The organism is Micromonospora sp. SYSU B005, from assembly GCF_055362685.1.
In genome coordinates this window covers 234,643-252,123 of record NZ_JAXCFU010000001.1, presented here as the reverse complement: position 1 = coordinate 252,123, position 17,481 = coordinate 234,643, and the positions used below count along the sequence as shown (strand labels likewise).

The 17,481-nt window shown below is 75.5% G+C and carries 15 protein-coding genes; 13 read left to right on the top strand and 2 right to left on the bottom strand.

Annotated elements, in window-relative coordinates; genetic code table 11:
- Positions 1-136: 136 nt before the first annotated feature.
- Entirely contained in the window at positions 137-793 is a 657-nt protein-coding gene (locus SM452_RS01155; RefSeq protein WP_463839380.1) for a hypothetical protein, read from the bottom strand.
- A 173-nt stretch (positions 794-966) separates the two neighbouring features.
- Between SM452_RS01155 and SM452_RS01150 the strand changes: the two genes are divergently transcribed.
- The 9 genes from SM452_RS01150 to SM452_RS01110 all read left to right on the top strand — a co-directional run bounded on the left by SM452_RS01150 (position 967) and on the right by SM452_RS01110 (position 10,100).
- On the top strand, positions 967-1,743 hold the full coding sequence (locus SM452_RS01150; RefSeq protein ID WP_355514230.1) for a GNAT family N-acetyltransferase: 777 nt from the start codon (positions 967-969) through the stop codon (positions 1,741-1,743).
- Positions 1,740-2,627, top strand: a complete 888-nt coding sequence (locus SM452_RS01145; protein ID WP_402807390.1) for a lysophospholipid acyltransferase family protein — start codon at positions 1,740-1,742, stop codon at positions 2,625-2,627. The genes SM452_RS01150 and SM452_RS01145 overlap by 4 nt, the downstream gene beginning before the upstream one ends.
- Positions 2,628-2,752: 125 nt before the next feature.
- The gene (locus SM452_RS01140; RefSeq protein ID WP_135241867.1) at positions 2,753-3,583 is read left to right on the top strand and encodes a DUF4097 family beta strand repeat-containing protein; all 831 of its coding nucleotides are present in this window, start codon (positions 2,753-2,755) and stop codon (positions 3,581-3,583) included.
- Complete coding sequence (locus SM452_RS01135) at positions 3,580-4,200, top strand: PadR family transcriptional regulator (protein ID WP_355514224.1); 621 nt, start codon at positions 3,580-3,582, stop codon at positions 4,198-4,200. The genes SM452_RS01140 and SM452_RS01135 overlap by 4 nt, the downstream gene beginning before the upstream one ends.
- Positions 4,201-4,263: 63 nt before the next feature.
- Positions 4,264-4,965 (top strand): response regulator transcription factor, encoded by a 702-nt coding sequence (locus tag SM452_RS01130; protein WP_030271847.1) that lies wholly within the window; start codon positions 4,264-4,266, stop codon positions 4,963-4,965.
- The gene (locus SM452_RS01125; RefSeq protein WP_402807384.1) at positions 4,962-6,518 is read left to right on the top strand and encodes a sensor histidine kinase; all 1,557 of its coding nucleotides are present in this window, start codon (positions 4,962-4,964) and stop codon (positions 6,516-6,518) included. Before SM452_RS01130 ends, SM452_RS01125 begins: the two co-directional genes overlap by 4 nt.
- Positions 6,519-6,580: 62 nt before the next feature.
- The gene (locus tag SM452_RS01120; RefSeq protein ID WP_262013917.1) at positions 6,581-8,098 is read left to right on the top strand and encodes a S1C family serine protease; all 1,518 of its coding nucleotides are present in this window, start codon (positions 6,581-6,583) and stop codon (positions 8,096-8,098) included.
- A gap of 135 nt (positions 8,099-8,233) precedes the next feature.
- A complete protein-coding gene (locus SM452_RS01115; protein ID WP_355512666.1) occupies positions 8,234-8,905 on the top strand; it encodes a BON domain-containing protein in 672 nt (223 codons plus the stop codon).
- Between the two features lie 133 nt (positions 8,906-9,038).
- Positions 9,039-10,100: a glycosyltransferase family 4 protein gene (locus tag SM452_RS01110; protein ID WP_402807953.1), complete on the top strand. Its 1,062-nt coding sequence runs from the start codon at positions 9,039-9,041 to the stop codon at positions 10,098-10,100.
- A gap of 4 nt (positions 10,101-10,104) precedes the next feature.
- On the opposite strand, the gene SM452_RS01105 is transcribed toward SM452_RS01110, so the two are convergent.
- Positions 10,105-11,598 (bottom strand): serine/threonine-protein kinase, encoded by a 1,494-nt coding sequence (locus tag SM452_RS01105; RefSeq protein ID WP_463839177.1) that lies wholly within the window; start codon positions 11,596-11,598, stop codon positions 10,105-10,107.
- A 179-nt stretch (positions 11,599-11,777) separates the two neighbouring features.
- Between SM452_RS01105 and SM452_RS01100 the strand changes: the two genes are divergently transcribed.
- From SM452_RS01100 to SM452_RS01085, 4 genes are read left to right on the top strand one after another with little or no spacing between them, the layout of a single operon-like run.
- Complete coding sequence (locus tag SM452_RS01100) at positions 11,778-12,611, top strand: patatin-like phospholipase family protein (RefSeq protein WP_135241860.1); 834 nt, start codon at positions 11,778-11,780, stop codon at positions 12,609-12,611.
- Complete coding sequence (locus SM452_RS01095) at positions 12,612-13,634, top strand: 1-acyl-sn-glycerol-3-phosphate acyltransferase (protein WP_262013914.1); 1,023 nt, start codon at positions 12,612-12,614, stop codon at positions 13,632-13,634.
- A gap of 55 nt (positions 13,635-13,689) precedes the next feature.
- Positions 13,690-14,010, top strand: coding sequence for a divalent-cation tolerance protein CutA (gene cutA / locus SM452_RS01090; RefSeq protein ID WP_030503202.1), 321 nt, complete (start codon positions 13,690-13,692; stop codon positions 14,008-14,010).
- 47 nt (positions 14,011-14,057) lie between these two features.
- Positions 14,058-17,444, top strand: coding sequence for an SCO7613 C-terminal domain-containing membrane protein (locus SM452_RS01085; protein ID WP_463839176.1), 3,387 nt, complete (start codon positions 14,058-14,060; stop codon positions 17,442-17,444).
- Positions 17,445-17,481: the final 37 nt, after the last annotated feature.

The window sequence follows — 17,481 nt, the reverse complement described above, 5'->3', positions numbered from 1 at the left end:
TCCTCTCCTGCCCCGGCGGGCTCGACGCGCGCCGGTGGGGGCGCTGTTGCGGGGGCGCCCCGCAACAGCCTTCCAACCCGGCGCAAGGGGGTCAATCAGGCGGGACGCGTACGCGCCGTCCTCCTCAGGGAGGAGATCACCGGGGCGGCAGCGCCACCCAGGTGGCCCGGGCGCGGCCGAGCAGCGCGCCGTCCGAACCGTACAGGCTGGTGTGCACCTCGGCCTTGCGTCCCTCGCCGCCGACTGCGAGGCCGGTCACCACGCACTCGTCGCCGGGCCGTGGCAGCGCCGTGACCTGCGCGGCGATCCGCCCCAGCACGTACGGCCGGCCGGGCGCCAGCACCGCCCAGCCGCCCGGGCAGTCCAGCGCCGCCCACACCGTCGCGGGAACCACCTCGCCCGGCGCGCGGAACGGCGCGGCGGTCCGCCCGTCCGGCAGCCGGCCGGGGAAGATCCGCAGCCCGTCCGGGTTCGCCGGGCCGCAGACGTAGCAGCGGGGGAACGGGTGGTCGACCAGACCGGGGTACGCCCGCGCGGCCTGTTCCGCCGTCGCCGGGTCCACCGGCGGCACCACCGCGTCGACCGGCTCGATCCGGCGCACCTGGGCGATCACGTGACCGTCCGGGTCGCGTACCTCGCCGTCGGCGGCGGTCAGCGGCGTGTCCAGCGGCGGCGGTCGGCGCAGGGTGACCTCCACCGGCCCCCGGTCGTCGATCAGCGCGGCGAAGATGCCGGCGCTCCAGCCGCCGTTGCCGGAGCCGTCCGGCCCCTGAAAGCGGGCCTCGACCAGCATGTGCACCTCCGGGTTCCCCTCCGCCGGCGCCGTCGCGGCGGTCCGCCCGGCAGCCTCGCACACGCCGGTCCCGTCCCGGCCGTCCCGGTTCGCACGCCGCCGCCGACCGGCGTTCACCGGATCGACACCCCTCATCCCGTCCGGCGGCAACCCGGCGCACCTACACAGGAGTCATGGCCGTTCTGCACGCCGCTGGCGCACCGCTCACGACCAGCGGTTACACCCTGCTGATCGCCGACGACCCGACACTGGTCGCGGCCGCGCAACGCCTGCGCCACGAGGTGTTCGCCGGCGAACTCGGCGCCACCCTGCCGACCGCCGCCACCGGGCTCGACACCGACGGGTTCGACGCGTACTGCGACCACCTGGTGGTGCTGCACGAGGGCACCGGCGAGGTCGTCGGCACGTACCGGCTGCTGCCGCCCGGCCGCACCGACCGCCGGTACGCCGACGCCGAGTTCGACCTGAGCCCGCTGGCGCCGCTCCGCGACCACCTGGTCGAGGCGGGCCGCTCCTGCGTCCACCCTGATCACCGCACCGGCGCGGTGATCAACCTGATGTGGGCCGGGATCTGCCGCTACCTGCACCTGCGCGGCGCCCGCTGGCTCGGCGGCTGCGCCTCGGTGTCGGTCGCCGACGGCGGGACCGCCGCCGCGCAGGTGTGGTCCGAGGTCACCGCCCGGCACCTCGCCCCGCCACTGCTGCGGGTCACCCCGCGCCGGCCCTGGTTCGCCGAGGCGCCGGCCGCCGACCTCGCCGCGCTTACTCCGACGCAACGCCGGGCGCTCGTGCCGCCGCTGCTGCGTGGCTACCTGCGGCTGGGCGCCTGGGTGGCCGGCGAGCCCGGGTACGACGCGGACTTCGGCTGCGCCGACTTCTACGTGTTGTTCTCGCTGGACCGGATGAACCCGCGCTACCTGCGGCACTTCCTCGGCGAGGCGAGGTCGTGACCACCGCCGCCGCCGAGCCGTGGACGGCCGGTCCGGGTGCCGGGGAGGGCCTGTGGCGGCCCGCCTCGGGCTGCGGGCCGGACTGCCTGCCGCCGCCCGCCGCCCCGGACGTGTCGCGGCTGCGCCGGGCCGGGCGGCTGCTCGGCGTACTCGGCATGCTGCTGGCCGGGGCGGGCCTGACCGTGCTGCTACCGCTGCTGTCCGCCGCCCGGGGCCGGGCCGCGTTGCGCGCCTGGGCACGGTGGACGCTGCGTACCCTCGGGGTCCGGCTGCTGGTCCGCGGCCGGGTGCCGCGCGGGCGCGCGCTGCTGGTCGCCAACCACGTCTCCTGGCTGGACGTCCTGGCGGTGCTCGCCGTGTCGCCGGTCCGGATGGTGGCGAAGCGCGAGGTCCGGAGCTGGCCGCTGGTCGGCGGCCTGGCCGCCGCGGCGGGCACCGTCTTCGTGGACCGGTCCCGGCCGCGTGACCTGCCGGCCACCGTCGCGCGGGTGGCCGGCGCGCTGCGGTCCGGGCGGTCGGTGGCGGTGTTCCCGGAGGGTACGACCTGGTGCGGCGCCGCGACGGACTGCCGCCCGAGCCGCGGCTTCCGGCCGGCGATGTTCGAGGCCGCACTGGCGGCGGGCGCACCGGTGCTGCCGCTGAGCATCGGCTATCGATACGCGGGCGACCCGAGCACGCTGCCCGCCTTCCTGGGTGCGGAGACGCTCTGGGCGTCGGTACGCCGCGTGCTCGCCGCCCGGGGCCTGACCGTGTCGGTGACGGTGAGCGCGGCGCTGCACCCGGCCGAGGACGCTGATCGCCGCGCGCTGGCCCGGATCGCCGAGGCCGCCGTCCACCCGGCCCCGCGTCCCGTGCTCGCGGCGCAGCTCGACCTGGCGGCCTGACCCGCTCAGCCGTCGGGGACGCGACACAGTCGCGATAGTGTCTTGTTCAGTCGCGATGTATCGCGTTATGCTCCTCGCAACACCTGGCACGCCGTGGGTCGGCGCGCCGACGAGGGGAGCGTGTCATGGCCAGTTGGACGGTCGAGAACCCGCAGCGCATCACGCTGGACGAGCCGATCACCCGGCTCGACGCCGAGCTGATCAGCGGCCGGCTCAACGTGGTCGGCGCCGACGGTCCGGCCCGGGTCGACGTGACCCGGGTCAGCAGCCGGCCGCTCCTCGTCGAGGTCCGCGACGGGCGGCTGACGATCCGGCACAAGCGCAAGCCCGGCCTGTTCGGCATCTTCTCGTGGTTCGGCAACCGGATCCGGGCCGAGGTGTCGGTAGCGGTTCCGCCGGACGTGCTCGCCACCCTGTCGGTGGTCAGCGGCGCGCTCGTCGCCTCCGGGCTGCGCCGGGAGACCCGGGTCGACGTCACCTCCGGGCAGGTCACGCTGCGCGGGCTGCGGGGACGCACCAGCGCGAAGGTCATCTCCGGGCCGGTCGAGGCGCTCGGCATCGGCGGCGACCTGGACCTGGAGACGGTCTCCGGTGAGCTGATCCTCGCCGACAGCGCGCCCGACCGGGTCCGCGCCCACGCCGTCTCCGGCTCGATCACCTGCGACCTGGACAACCCGCGCGGCAGCGAGATCCGGCTCAGCGCCATCTCCGGCAGCATCACCGTCCGGGTCCGCGAGGACAGCGACCTCACCGTGCACCTGCACACCACGTCCGGCAAGATCACCAGCGGCTTTCCCCAGGTGGACAGCGGTGGACGCGGGCTCGGCTCGATCAAGGACAGCCACGGTGTGCTCGGCGGTGGTGCGGGTAGGCTCTGGGCCTCCGCGACCTCCGGCAGCATCGCGCTGCTCGCCCGCCCGGTCGCGCCCGCCGACCATGTGGAGGACGTGCCGTGACCGCGGTGTTCAGCCACGGCCGGCTCCGGCTCTACCTGCTGAAGCTGCTCGACGACGGCCCGAAGCACGGCTACGAGCTGATCCGCCTGCTGGAGGAGCGCTTCCTCGGCCTGTACGCACCAAGCGCCGGCACCATCTACCCGCGCCTGCAACGGCTGGAGGCGGAGGGGCTGGTCACGCACACCGCGGCGGGCGGGCGCAAGGTCTACGAGATCACCGAGGCGGGCCGCGCCGAACTGCGCCAGCGCGCCGACGAGCTGTCGGCGCTGGAGAACGACATCGGCGCCGCCGTCGAGGATCTCTCCGCGCTGGCCGGGGAGATCCGCACCGAGGTACGGGGATCGGTGCGCGACCTGAAGCGGGAGCTGCGCGAGGTGGCCCGGCAGACCCGGCAGGGCGGCTGGGCGACGTCCGCCACCGCCCGGCCGGCGACCGGCGAGGGCGCGGCCCGTCCGGACGACTCACCGCTGCTCGCCGACTTCGACAAGCGGCTGGCCGCGTTCACCGTCGAGGTCGGGGCGTTGGTCCGGGCCCGGCGGCTGAGCGACAACCAGCTCCGTACCGCGATCCGGCTGCTCGACGGCGCGCTGGAAGGGCTCCGGCGGCTGCTCCGCTGATCTCACAGGTTGTTTCCAGGGAGCATCCAGCGCGACCGCAGCCGGAGCGCGGATGATGGGGCCATGGCGGCTACCCAGACCGAGGCCCGGCTTCTCGTCGTCGAGGACGACCCCAACATCCTCGAACTGCTCTCCGCGAGCCTGCGGTTCGCGGGCTTCGACGTGGCCACCGCGACCAGCGGCAGTGCCGCGCTGAACGCCGCCAAGGACCACCGGCCCGACCTGGTGGTGCTCGACGTGATGCTGCCCGACCTGGACGGCTTCGAGGTCATCCGGATGCTGCGCGAGGGTGGTACGCGTACCCCTGTGGTGTTCCTGACCGCGCGCGACGCCACCGACGACAAGATCCGCGGGCTCACCCTGGGCGGCGACGACTACGTCACCAAGCCGTTCAGCCTGGAGGAGCTGACCGCGCGGATCCGGGCCGTGCTGCGGCGTACCGCGACCGGTGAGCAGGCCCCGTCCCGCCTCACCTTCGCCGACCTGGAGCTGGACGAGGAGACCCACGAGGTGCACCGGGCCGGCCAGCGGGTGCAGCTGTCGCCGACCGAGTTCAAGCTGCTGCGCTACCTGATGCTCAACGCCAACCGGGTGCTCAGCAAGGCGCAGATCCTCGACCATGTCTGGAACTACGACTTCCGCGGTGACGACAACATCGTCGAGTCCTACATCTCGTACCTGCGGCGCAAGGTCGACAACACCCAGCCCCGGCTGATCCACACGCTCAGGGGAGTCGGTTACGTGCTCCGCAAGCCGGCGGCGTGAACGTCGTCCACGACGCGAAGGGCAGGCTGCGCAGCGTCCCGCTCCGGCTGAAGCTCGTCGCCGCGGTCCTCGCGCTCGTGGCTGTGGCGCTGGTGGTGATCAGCGGCCTGACGGCGTTCCTGCTGCGGAACTATCTGATCGGGCAGGCGGACGACCAGCTTCGCGGCGGCGCGTACACGGTGGCCAACACGCTCGACAAGGCCGGTGGCGGCCCGATCAAGATCACCATTCCGTCGGACTACGTGGCCTCCGTCATGGGTCCCGGTGAGCTGCCGGAGGAGCCGACGCGCTACGAGAACCTGCGCGAAGAGGAACTGCCCCGCTTCCCCACCGAGTTCGCGGGCTACCAGGAGCGGGTGGGCGACCCGTTCACCGTGCGCTCCGAGGACGGCCGGAGCCGGTGGCGGATGCTCTACACCGCCCTGCCCGACGGGCGGATCATCGCGCTCGGGCAGCACCTCACCGGCGTCGACTCCGCGGTCGGGCGGCTGGTGTGGATAGACCTCCTGGTCGGTGGCGCGGTGCTGATCTCGCTGGCGTCGGTGGGCGCCGGGATCGTCCGTACCAGCCTGAAGCCGCTGGTGGAGATAGAGCGTACGGCGGCCGCCATCGCCGGGGGCGACCTGACCCGGCGGGTGCCCGACCCGGAGATGGGGCGGCCGTGCCCCACCTCGGAGCTGGGCCGCCTGTCCCGGGCACTGAACGCCATGCTCGCGCAGATCGAGGCCGCGTTCACCGCGCGGGCCGCCTCCGAGGCGGCGGCGCGCAGCGCCGAGATGGGCGCGCGGGACGCGGCCGCGTACGCACAGGCGTCGGAGGCGCGGGCCCGCCGGTCCGAGGAGCGGATGCGGCAGTTCATCGCCGACGCCTCGCACGAGCTGCGCACGCCGCTGACCACCATCCGGGGCTTCGCCGAGCTGTACCGCCAGGGCGCGGCGCGCGCGCCGGAGCAGACCGCCGACCTGCTGCGCCGCATCGAGGACGAGGCGTCCCGGATGGGTCTGCTGGTGGAGGATCTGCTGCTGCTGGCGCGGATGGACCGGGAACGGCCGATCGCACTGGCCCCGGTCGAGCTGCCGGTGCTGGCGTCCGACGCGGTCGAGGCGGCCCGGGTGATCGCCCCGGACCGGCGGATCGAGCTGGAGCGGGAACCGGGCGCCGGGCCGCTGGTGGTGCTCGGCGACGACGCGCGCCTGCGCCAGGTGATCGGCAACCTGATGACGAACGCGCTCACCCACACGCCGCCGGACGCCTCGGTGACGCTGCGGCTGCGGGCGGAGGCGGGCAACCTCGCCGTGGTGGAGGTGGCGGACACCGGTCCCGGCCTCACCCCGGAGCAGGCCGAACGGGTCTTCGAGCGGTTCTACCGGGTGGACGCCGCGCGTACCCGCCGGGCCGGCGGGCCGATCAGCACCGGCCTCGGCCTGGCCATCGTGGCCGCGCTCGTCGCCGCGCACCACGGCACCGTCGAGGTGGCGGAGACGCCGGGCGGCGGGGCGACGTTCCGGGTGAAGCTGCCGCTGCTGCCGGAGGAGCCCGAGCCCGGGGAATGACATTCAGAAAACTTCCAGGCGGATTCCAGGCTGGTGACAGTGCTACGGGGAAAGCTGGTGACATGACCGACCACGAGACCGATCCGCAGCGGTCGCCGGCCCCCGCCGACGCCGAGCCGTCGCACCACACCGCCGAGCTGCCCCGCGTCGAGAGCGGGACGTCGGACTCCTCCAGCAACCCGGCCGCGGCGTCGGTTCCGGCCGACTCCCCGGCCGCCGGAACCGGCACACCCGCCGGAGACACGAACCCGGCCGGCAGTGCCGGAGACGCCGCGCCCGCCGGGCCGTACCCGCCGCAGCCGGCGACGCCGTCCGCGCCGCCGTACCCGGCCTCGGGGCAGCCGCACCCCTGGTACGGGCAGCAGCAGCACCAGCAGGGCGGCTGGAACCAGCAGACCGCGGGCGGCTACCCGTCCACCCAGCACGGCGGGCCGGTGCCGTCGTACCAGGCGCAGCCGTACCAGACGCAGCAGGGCTACCAGGCGTACCAGCCCGGGCAGCAGATGCCGCAGTGGGGCTCGCAGCAGCCGCCGCGCCCCAGCCGGGCCGGGAAGTTCGTCGGCGCGGGCGCGCTGGCGCTGGCCCTGATGTTCGGCTCCGGCGTGGCCGGTGGCGCGCTGGCCCTCGCGCTCGACGGGGACGGCCCCACCCGCACCTACTCCGCCGCCCCGGTGATCAACAGCGCCGACCTGCCCAAGATCGCGGCGTCCGTCCAGGACAGCATCGTCACGATCATGACGAACAGCGGTGAGGGCTCCGGGGTGATCCTCAGCGCCGACGGGTTCGTGCTCACCAACAACCACGTCGTCGCGGGCGCCGGTGGCGACACCGTGCGGGTGGTCTTCGCCGACGGCAAGAGCGCCTCCGCGAAGATCGTCGGCACCGACCCGAAGACCGACCTCGCGGTGGTCCAGGCCAGTGGCGTGAGCAACCTGAAGGCGGCCAAGTTCGGCGACAGCGACGCCATGCAGGTCGGTGACCAGGTGCTCGCCCTGGGCAGCCCGCTCGGCCTTCAGGGCTCGGTGACCGCCGGCATCCTCAGCGCCCGCGACCGCACCATCCAGGCGGGCGAGGGCGGCCAGCAGAACCCGCAGCAGGGCGCCAGCTCGATCTCCGGCCTGCTGCAGACCGACGCCCCGATCAACCCGGGCAACTCCGGTGGCGCGCTCGTCAACACCCGCGGCGAGGTGATCGGCATCAACACCGCCATCGCCACCGCCGGGCAGGGCAGCACCGGAAACATCGGCGTGGGCTTCGCCATCCCGAGCAACAAGGCCAAGAACGTGGCCGAGAAGCTCCAGCGCGGCGAGAAGATCAGCCACCCCTCGCTCGGGGTGAGCGTGAACGGCGCCGAGGACGGCGGGGCGCTCGTCGCCGCCGTCACGCCCGGCAGCCCCGCCGAGAAGGCCGGGCTCCAGCGCGGCGACGTGATCACCAAGTTCGGTGACAAGGTGATCAACGACTCGAACGACCTGGTCGGCGCCGTGCAGGCCGGCAAGGTCGGCGACCGGGTCGAGGTGCAGTACAAGCGAAACGGATCCAACGAGAGCGCAACCGTGACGCTCGCCGAGACGTCATAGTCCCGAGGACCTGCCTCCCTCCCGGGCGGCGGGTGACGGAGCCAAGGGGGTTGGCTCCGTCACCCGCCGCCCCTCCTCGTTTCTCACCCGGTCCGGGTGAACGCGCCTCACCCGTACCGGCGGGAGGCTCGGGGCATGACCACAACGTCCGCCGTGCGTACCGACCAGCAGATCCAGCGCGACGTCCTCGCCGAACTGGACTGGGACGCGCAGACCCGGGCCACCGAGATCGGCGTGACGGTCTCGCGGGGCGTCGTGACGCTCACCGGCCAGGTGGACAGCTACGCACGGCGGTGGGCCGCCGAGCGCTGCGCCCACCGGGTACGCGGCGTCCGGGCCGTCGCCAGCGACCTGGCGGTCGACCTGCCCGCCACGGACCGGCGTACCGACGCCGACATCGCGATCGCGGCGAGCCGGGCGCTGGAGTGGGACAGCTTCGTGCCCGCCGAGCGGCTGGACGTGACCGTCGCCGACGGCTGGATCATGCTGCGCGGCGAGGTCGAGTTCGGCTTCCAGCGCCGTACCGCCGAGCGGGAGCTGCGCCGGCTGCGCGGCGTACGCGGGCTGACGAACCTGGTCGAGGTGCGGCCCCCGACGCCGCCGAGTGACGAACAGAAGCGACTCGACCTGCGCGCCCTGCTGCTGCGGCGCACCGGAACCGAACGGATCGACGCCCGGGTCGACGGCGACACCGTGGTGCTCGACGGCGTGGTGAGCGCCTGGTGGCAGCGGGAGGACGCGGAACGGGCCGCCTGGGCGCTGCCCGGCGTACGGGAGGTGCACGTCGGGATCGTGGTGTCCGGCTGACCGCCGGTCGTTTACCGCGGGCCGGGCCGGGAACCCGCGCGCAGCGGGGTACGCCGGGGACCGACGGGGAGGACTCGTGGCCGTGAACCAGCAGTCCCCGGAGCGCGCCTGGGCCGGGCCGTTGCGGATCGCCATGGTGGTGCCGCCGTGGCTGTCGGTGCCGCCGCCCGGCTACGGCGGACTGGAGACGGTGGTGGCGGGCCTCGTCGACGCGCTTGTCGACCGGGGGCACCGCGTCACGCTGTTCGGCGCGGGCACCGAGCACGGCACCGCCGCCGACTTCGTCTCCACCTGCGACGACCTCCAGTACGAGCGGATGGGCGAGTCGCTGCCCGAACTGGCGCACCTGGCCCACGTGGACCGCCTGGTCGACCCGGCCGGCTTCGACCTGATCCACGACCACACCACGATCGGCCCGATGGTGGCCGGCCGCCGGCGCGTGCCCACTGTGGCCACCGTGCACGGCAACCCGGTCGGCGAGTACGGCACCGTGCTCGGCAACACCGACCGGGGGGTGGGCCTGGTCGCGATCTCGCACGCCCAGCGCCGCGCGAACCCGGGACTGCCCTGGGCGGGCACCGTGCACAACGCGATGCCGCTGCGGGACATCCCGCGCAAGCGCGTCCCGGGCGCGGGCCCGGTGCTCTGGCTGGCCCGGTTCAGCCCGGACAAGGGCCCGGACGTGGCGATCGCGGCCTGCCGGGCCGCCGGGCTGCCGCTCACGCTCGCGGGCAAGAGCAACGAGCCGGCCGAGCGCCGCTACCTGGAGCAGGTGGTCCGGCCGCTGCTCGGCGACGACGTGACGCTCGTGGTGAACGCGGACCGTGCCACCGCGCTGCGGCTGCTGCTGGACGCCCGCTGCCTGATCATGCCGATCCAGTGGGCGGAGCCGTTCGGCATGGTGATGGTGGAGGCGATGGCGACGGGTACGCCGGTGGTGGCGCTGGGCCGGGGCGCCGTGCCGGAGCTGGTCCGCGACGGGATCACCGGTTTCGTCTGCGAGCACCCCGGCGAGCTGCCGGCGGCGCTGCGGGCGGCGGCGGACCTGGATCCGCAGGACTGCGTCGCGCACGTCGCGGAGAACTTCTCGGTGGAGCGGATGGCCGCCGACTACGAGGCGGTCTACCGGGGCTTCCTGGCCGCGCGGGCACCCGCCCTGGCATCCCGGACGGTCGCGCCCGCCGTGGCCGGCTGACCGGTCAGGTCTGCCCGGCCACGAGTTCCGCCGCCGCGGCGTCGAGTCGCCGCGCGTACCCGGGGCTGATGCTGCCCTCCCGGCGACGCTCGTCGATCTTGCCGCGGAGCCGGTCCACTGCGGCGGTCACCTCGCCCTCGCCGTTCGCGGCGACCGCGTTGCGCAGCAGGTTGCGTAGGTCCACCCCGACGTCCTCGCGGATCTGGCCCTCGGTCAGCCCGGCCTCGATCAGCCCGTCCACCCGTTCGGCGGCGTCGGCCTGACCGGTGGCCGGCGGGCGGGCGCCCCCGCTCGGCGGCACTGACGTCGGCGCGGCCGGCGGCGTGGTGGCCGGTTCCTCGACCACCGGTGGGTCGGCGGGCGACGGCTGCACCGGCCCGGCGGTCGGCAGCACCCGCGGGTCGGTGGTCCGGTCCGGCGTCAGCGCGGGCGCCAGCAGCGCCGCGGCGGCGACCACAGTCACTCCGACGGCGGCCAGCGTGAAGGTGCGGCGCCGGCTCGGCGCCGGCTGCGCGGCGGGATCCTGCCCCGGCTCCGGGCTCGGCTGCGCGGCGGGGGCCGGGCCCGAGGTCGGCGGCTCGGCCGGTTCCGGGCCGGCCGGCGGCGGCGAGGTCAGCGCGGGCAGCGTCATGGTCGGCGCCAGCATGGTGGCGGCCTGCGGGTCGGCGGGCAGCAACTGGTCGCGCAGCACGGCGGCGACCCGGTGCGCGGTGGGCCGCCGGCGCGGGTCACGGGCCAGGCAGCGCAGGCAGATGTCCGCGACCGGACCGGGCAGTCCCGGTACGTCGTCCAGTGTGGGCTCCGGACAGTCCGCGAGGGCCGCGCTCAGTTGTTCCCAGGTCTCCGCCGGGTACGGCGGGTGCCCGGTCAGCGTCTCGAACAGCAGCACGCCCAGCGAGTAGACGTCGGTGGCGGGCTGGGCGGGCGCGCCGTCGAGCCGTTCCGGCGCCACGTACGCCGGGGTGCCGAACGTGCCGCCGTCCTCGTCGTCGTCCGGCGCGCCGATCCGGGTGGCGATGCCGAAGTCGAGCACCTTCGCGCCGGTGCCGGTCATCATCACGTTGGCCGGGGTCACGTCGCGGTGCACGATGCCGAGCCGGTGTGCCGCGGCCAGCGCCTCGGCCACCTGCGCGCCCGTCTCCACCGCCGCCGGCCAGGGCAGCGGACCCTCGGTGAGCCGGTGTTCCAGCTCCTCGCCGCTGAGCAGCTCCATCACCACGAACGAGGTGATCGAGCCGTCCGGGGCCACCGTCTCGCCGTAGTCGTGCACGGCGGTGACGTGCGGGTGGTCGAGCTGGGCGGCGGAGCGGGCCTCCTCGCGCACCATGTCGCGGAACCGGGCGTCGGCGGCGAGCGAGGGAGCGAGCACCTTGACCGCCACGATCCGGTCGAGCACCTCGTCGCGGGCACGCCAGATCACCGACATGCCACCGGCACCGATCCGGTCGATGAGCCGGTACCGCCGGGCCAGCAGACGGCCGGCCTGGAGTGTCGCCATCAGCTCGCACCTGCCTGGGCTCGGGAGCGCTATCAGGTTGCGGGAATGTGTCTGACCTGTCAACAGTCGTCCGGTTGACGATCGCGCTGCGTCACAACTCGGCCGGTGTCGCGTGACGGTCCGGTCACGGGCGGGGCGGCCGGCCGGCCGGGTGTGGGCCGCGTGCCAGGATGAACGGCATGGCAGCAGGTCCGGTGGCGTTCGTGCTCGGCGGCGGGGGAGTGCTCGGCGCGGTCGAGGTGGGCATGCTGCGCGCCCTGTTCCGCGCCCGGATCAAACCCGACATGGTGCTGGGTACGTCGATCGGCGCGGTCAACGGCGCCCTGGTCGCCGCCGACCCGACCGAGGCGGTCACCGACCGGCTGGTCCGGCTCTGGGCGTCGCCCGAGGCCAGCGAGGTGTACGGCGACTCGGTCGCCCGGCAGCTGCGCCGGTTCGCGGCACGTACCCACCTGCACTCGCCCCGCCCGCTGTACCGCCTGCTGGAGAGCGCGCTGGGCGAGGACACCACGTTCGCCGACCTGGCCGTGCCGTTCCGCTGCTGCGCCGCGAACATCGAGCGCGCGGCCGAGCACTGGTTCCACACCGGACCGCTGGTGCCGGCGGTGCTCGCCTCCGCCTCGGTGCCCGGGCTGCTGCCTCCCACCCAGATCGACGGCCAGCACTACATCGACGGCGGGGTGGTCAACTCGATCCCGGTCGGCGAGGCGGTGCTGCTCGGCGCGAAGCAGATCTTCGTACTCCAGGTGGGCCGGATCGAACGCGAGCTGACCCCGCCGCGCCGCCCCTGGGAGATCGCCCAGGTGGCGTTCGAGATCGCCCGCCGGCACCGGTTCGCGCGGGAGATGGCGGCGCTGCCCGAGGACGTCGAGGTGCACGTGCTGCCCACCGGCGGGCTGGAGCCGCGCGACGACAGCCCGTGGGCGTACCGGGACACGGCGGCGGTGGGACGGCGGATCAGTCGCGCGTACACTGCCTCCCGCCGATACCTGGACACCGCGCTGGAGCGCTGAATGCCGCTGCCACCCCGCTGGCTACGCCGGTTGGTGCTCGCCCCTGGTGTGGTGCTGCTGGCCTTCCTCGTGGTGACCACGCTGCCCGGCTGGGCGCTGCTGGCGCTGGCCGCGTCCCCGCTGGTGCCGGGGCGGCTGCGCCCGCTGCGGCTGCTCTGGATCGGCACCGTCTACCTGGTCTGGGACGCCGCCGCGCTGCTCGCCCTGTTCCTGCTCTGGCTCGCCTCCGGCTTCGGCGTGTACAAGCGCGCGCCGGCCTTCCAACGGGCCCACTACGTGCTGGCGGGCTGGTTCCTGCGGATCATGTTCTGGCAGGCCCGCTGGACGCTGCGGCTGAGCATCGACGTGGTCGGCACCGACCCGGACACCGCCCTGCCCGGCCGCCCCGAGCTGGTGGTCTGCCGGCACGCCGGGCCCGGCGACTCGTTCATCCTGATCCACGCGCTGGTGAACTGGTTCAACCGGGAACCCCGGATCGTGCTCAAGGAGACCCTCCAGTGGGACCCGGCGATCGACGTGCTGCTCAACCGGCTGCCCAACCGGTTCATCGCGGCCGGGCCGGACGGGCGCGAGTCGGTGGCCCGGCAGGTCGGGCACCTGGCCACCGGCCTGGACGACGACGACGCCTTCGTGATCTTCCCGGAGGGCGGCAACTTCACCCCGGCGCGCCGGCAGCGCGCGATCGACCGGCTGCGGTCGCTCGGTCTGGAACGGATGGCGCGCCGCGCCGAGCGGATGCGGCACGTGCTCGCCCCGCAGCCGGGCGGTCTGCTCGCCGCGCTCGACGCCGCGCCGGACGCGGGCGTGATCTTCGTGGCGCACACCGGGCTGGACCAGATGCTCACCGTCGCGGACGTGTGGCGCGAGCTGCCGATGGACAAGCGGATCGTGATGCGGTTCTGGTCGGTGCCGCCGGAGGAGATCCCGGCCGGCAAGCAGGAACGCATCGACTGGCTGTTCGACTGGTGGGCCCGCATCGACAGGTGGATCGCGGACAACCGCAACGGCACCGTGGACGCCTGAGCTGTTTCCCCGCGCCTGCTCGGCGTGGTGGCAGCGGGCCGCGTAGGGTGCGCTCGTGGAGCAGATCTGCGTGGTGACGACTGTGGTGGACGCCCGCGGGGTCGCGGACGTGCTGGCGGCCGCGGCCGTCGCCGGCCGGCTGGCGGCCTGCGCCCAGGTCGGCGGTCCGGTGGACAGCACCTACTGGTGGCAGTCGGCGATCCAGACCACCGCCGAGTGGCAGGTGCGGTTCAAGACCGCGCCGGACCGGGTGGACGCCCTGGTCGACCAGCTCCGCGCCAACCACCCCTACGAGGTGCCGGAGATCCTGGTCAGCCGGGAGGACAGCGGCAATCCCGGCTACACCGCCTGGGTGCGCGAGCAGACCCGGCCCTAGGTACTCCTACTCTGTCCGTCCGCCCCGCCGCCCGCGAAGCTGGCCGGGTGGAGAACACCGGCTACCCCTGCCCCGGTTGCGGCGCCCCGGCCGACCTCGTCGCCGGATGCCGCGGCTGCGGCCGTCCGCCCTACCCGCCCGCCGCCGAGGTGGTCCGGCTGGACCGGGAGATCACCGAGCTGGTGCCGCGCGTCGAGGCGGCCCGGCTCGCGTACCAGGATCTGTCCGGCCGGCTGGTCACGGCCCGGCAGCGGCGGGCGGTGCTGGCCGCCCGGGTCCGTCAGGAGATCCCCGCGCCGCGCGCCGCCGGTCCCGCGCCGCTCCCGGCGCCGCCGCCGCGTCAACTTCCGCAGGCCCCCGCCGCGGTACGCCCCGGCGGCGCGGAGACCTCCACCCGCGCGGTCCAGGGCCTGCTGTTCGTCCTCGGCGGGCTGCTGCTCGGCACCGCCGCCGTGGTGTTCACCGCCGTCGCCTGGAGCACGTTCGGGGTGGCCGGCCGGGCGCTGATCCTGCTCGCCGTCACCGCGCTGGCCCTGGTCGCGCCGCTCGTCGCCCGGGCCCGCGGGCTGCGCGGCACCGCCGAGACGCTCGCCTCGGTGGCGCTGCTCCTGGTGGTCCTGGACGGATCCGCCGCCTGGTCGGTGGACCTGTTCGGGGTGACCGGCCTGCCCGGCAGCCGGTACGCGGCGCTGGTGGCGGCGGTCAGCGCCGCGGTGGCCGCCGGTTACGCACTGGTCAGCCGCCTCACCGCACCCTGGTTCGCGGCGTGGCTGCTCGCGCAGCCGGTGCTGCCGCTGGCCGCGTCCGCGTTCCGGCCCACCGCCGCCGGTTGGGCGCTGGTGCTGACCGCCGTAGCGCTCGGTGACCTCGCGGTCGTGGTCGTGCTGCGCCGCCGTACCTCCGGCAATCGCACGGCGCTCGTGGCCGGGCGGGTGCTGGGCTGGACCGGGCACGGCACGGCGCTGGTCCTGGCGGCCGGCTGCGCGCTGGTGCCGCTGGCGGTCGGCCACGCGGCGGGCACGCCGCTGCTGGCCGGCGGCCCGCTGCTGGTGGTGGCGCTGGCGCTGGTCGCCGGCGCGCTCGCCGCGGGTGGCCGCCTCTGGCGTGCGACGACCACCGGGCTGCTGGTGCCGGTGCTCGCTCTCGCGCTGATCCGGCCGGTCGGCGAGCTGCGGCCCGGGCTGCTGCTGATCGCCGCCGGCCTGGTGGTGGCGGCGCTCGCCGGTGCGGTCCGGGCGCTGCCGGCGCCGGTCCGGACCGGTCCGCTCGTGGGCGCGCTCGCCGTGGCCGCCGTGCTGGGCCAGGTGGCGGTCGTGCTCACCGGCCTGGTCGCCGCGTCCACCGCGAGCGTCGGCTTCCCGGCCTGGCAGGGCGGGCGGGACGTGCCGGTCCCGTCCTGGGGCTGGCAGCTTCCGGTAGTCCTGCTGCTGACCGCCGGGGCGGTCGCGCTGCTGACGCCCCGGGCCGTCCGGCCGCTCGCCGGTGTGGCCGCCGCCGGGCTGGTCGCCCTCGCCGCGCCGGCCTTGACGGCGACGCCGTGGCCGCTGGTGCTGGTCGTGGACCTGGCGACCGCCGCCGCGCTGCTGCTGGCGGCGGTGGCCCGGCCGCGTGAGGGACGGGTCGTCGTGCCGGTCACCGCGTCGGCCGGGGCGGTACTGCTCGGGCACGCGCTGCTCGTCGGCTGCGCCACCCCGGGCGGGGTCGTCGCAGTGCTCGCCGTGACCGCGGTGCTCGGCGTGGCGCTCGCCGCGCTGGGCCGGCGCGGGCGGGGCGCGCAGCCGGTGGTGGGCGGTGTCGCGCTGGCGGTGGCGCTGCTCGCCGTACCGGCGGCCGTGGCGGTCGCGCTGCTCGGCCTGGGCGCGCCGCTCTGGTGGCAGCTGCGGGGTGCCCTCGCCGCCGTCGTGGTGCCGGTCGTCGTCGTCCTCGCCGTCCGTCGCCTGTGGACCGACCTGAGCGGGTACGCCTCGACGGGGCTCGCCGTGGCGCTCGCCGGGACCGGCCTCGTGCCGCTCGTCGCGCCGGGCGGGGAACCGGTGGCGCCGTACGCCACGGCGGGGGTGCTGCTGGCGCTCGCCGCCGGGGCCGGCTCCCGGCCGGCGGTCGCGCTGCGCGCGGTCGGCGGCGCGCTGGCCGTCGTGGCGTTGCTGGCGGTGTCCCCGGTGGTGCTGACAGTGCTCGTGGACCTGCCGGTGCAACCCTGGTCCGGGGTGCCCGCCGCCGCGGCGGCGTCCGCCGGGACCGCCCGCGCCGGGCTGGTGCTGCTGCTCCTGGGCGTCGCCGCCGGGGCGTACGCCGCGACGGATCGCCGCGTCGCCTGGTGGCTCGCCGCGCTGCCGTTCGGCGCTGTCGCGCTGCCGGTGCTGGCGGAGGCGGCCGGTGCGCCCTGGCCGGTGGTGCCGGCGGTCGCGTTCGGCATCGGGCTGGGCGCGCTGCTGGTCGCCGCGCTCACCGGTGCCCGCCCGGCGGTGCTCGTGCCGCTCGGGGCGGTGCTCGCCGTACCCGGGTTCGGTGGCCTGCTCGCCACCCGGGCGCTGACGCTCGCCGCACTCGGGGTGCTGGTGGTGGCCGGTGCCGTGACCGGGGCGGCCGGGCGGCCGGCGGTGGTCCGGATCGCGGGGTGGCTGGGCGCGGTCGCGACTGCCACCGGGTTCGCGGTCACCGCGTCGCTGGCGGCGGGGCTGCCGCTGCGTACCGCGGCGTTCGCCGCCCTGGCCGTCGCGGCGGTGACGCTGCACGCGGCGCCGCTGCTGCGCGCGGGCCGATCCGGGCGGCCGGGTGTGTGGGCGCTGGAGGCGGCGGGGCAGGCCGTGGCGCTGCTCGCGCTGCTGCTCACCGGCGGCTCGCTGCGGTACGCGGCGGCGGTCTGCGTGCTGTGGGGGGTGGCCGTCGCGGTCCGGGTGCCGCGCCGGGGTGAGTCGCCGGCCGGGCGTCGCGTGCTGGCCGCGGTGGCCGCCGGCAGCGAGCTGGTCGGCGGGTGGCTGCTGCTCGCCGCGGGCGGCGTGGTCGTGCTGGAGGCGTACACGCTGCCGGCGGCGGCGCTCGCCCTGGGCGCCGGGCTGCTGGCGCTGCGGCGCCGGCCCGGGCTGACCAGTTGGCTGGCGCTCGGCCCGGGGCTCGGTGCGGCGTTCCTGCCGAGCCTGGTGTCGGTGCTGGTCTCCGGTGAGCCGCAGCCGTGGCGGCGGCTGGCACTCGGCGCGGCGGCGCTCGCCGTCGTGCTCGGCGGGGCGACCCGGCGCTGGCAGGCGCCCGTGGTGCTGGGCGCGGCCACGCTGGTGCCGCTGGCGCTGCACGAGCTGGCCCGGGGCTGGGACCTGCTGCCCCGCTGGATCTTCCTGGGAGTGGGCGGGCTGCTGCTGATCGGGCTGGCCGCCACCTACGAGCGGCGCCGGCGCGACCTGGTCCGGTTGCGCGACGCCGTCGCCCGGCTCGGCTGACCCGAGCGGCGAGCCCTCTCACCGACTGTGGTGAGAG

What these genes read in the sequence shown, in the direction of transcription:
- SM452_RS01140 (WP_135241867.1), top strand. Translation starts at nt 2,753, where the DNA reads ATGGCCAGTTGGACGGTCGAGAACCCGCAGCGCATCACGCTGGACGAG.
- SM452_RS01150 (WP_355514230.1), top strand. Translation starts at nt 967, where the DNA reads ATGGCCGTTCTGCACGCCGCTGGCGCACCGCTCACGACCAGCGGTTAC.
- SM452_RS01100 (WP_135241860.1), top strand. Translation starts at nt 11,778, where the DNA reads ATGGCAGCAGGTCCGGTGGCGTTCGTGCTCGGCGGCGGGGGAGTGCTC.
- SM452_RS01115 (WP_355512666.1), top strand. Translation starts at nt 8,234, where the DNA reads ATGACCACAACGTCCGCCGTGCGTACCGACCAGCAGATCCAGCGCGAC.
- SM452_RS01105 (WP_463839177.1), bottom strand. Translation starts at nt 11,598, where the DNA reads ATGGCGACACTCCAGGCCGGCCGTCTGCTGGCCCGGCGGTACCGGCTC.
- SM452_RS01110 (WP_402807953.1), top strand. Translation starts at nt 9,039, where the DNA reads ATGGTGGTGCCGCCGTGGCTGTCGGTGCCGCCGCCCGGCTACGGCGGA.
- SM452_RS01155 (WP_463839380.1), bottom strand. Translation starts at nt 793, where the DNA reads ATGCTGGTCGAGGCCCGCTTTCAGGGGCCGGACGGCTCCGGCAACGGC.
- SM452_RS01130 (WP_030271847.1), top strand. Translation starts at nt 4,264, where the DNA reads ATGGCGGCTACCCAGACCGAGGCCCGGCTTCTCGTCGTCGAGGACGAC.
- SM452_RS01120 (WP_262013917.1), top strand. Translation starts at nt 6,581, where the DNA reads ATGACCGACCACGAGACCGATCCGCAGCGGTCGCCGGCCCCCGCCGAC.
- SM452_RS01095 (WP_262013914.1), top strand. Translation starts at nt 12,612, where the DNA reads ATGCCGCTGCCACCCCGCTGGCTACGCCGGTTGGTGCTCGCCCCTGGT.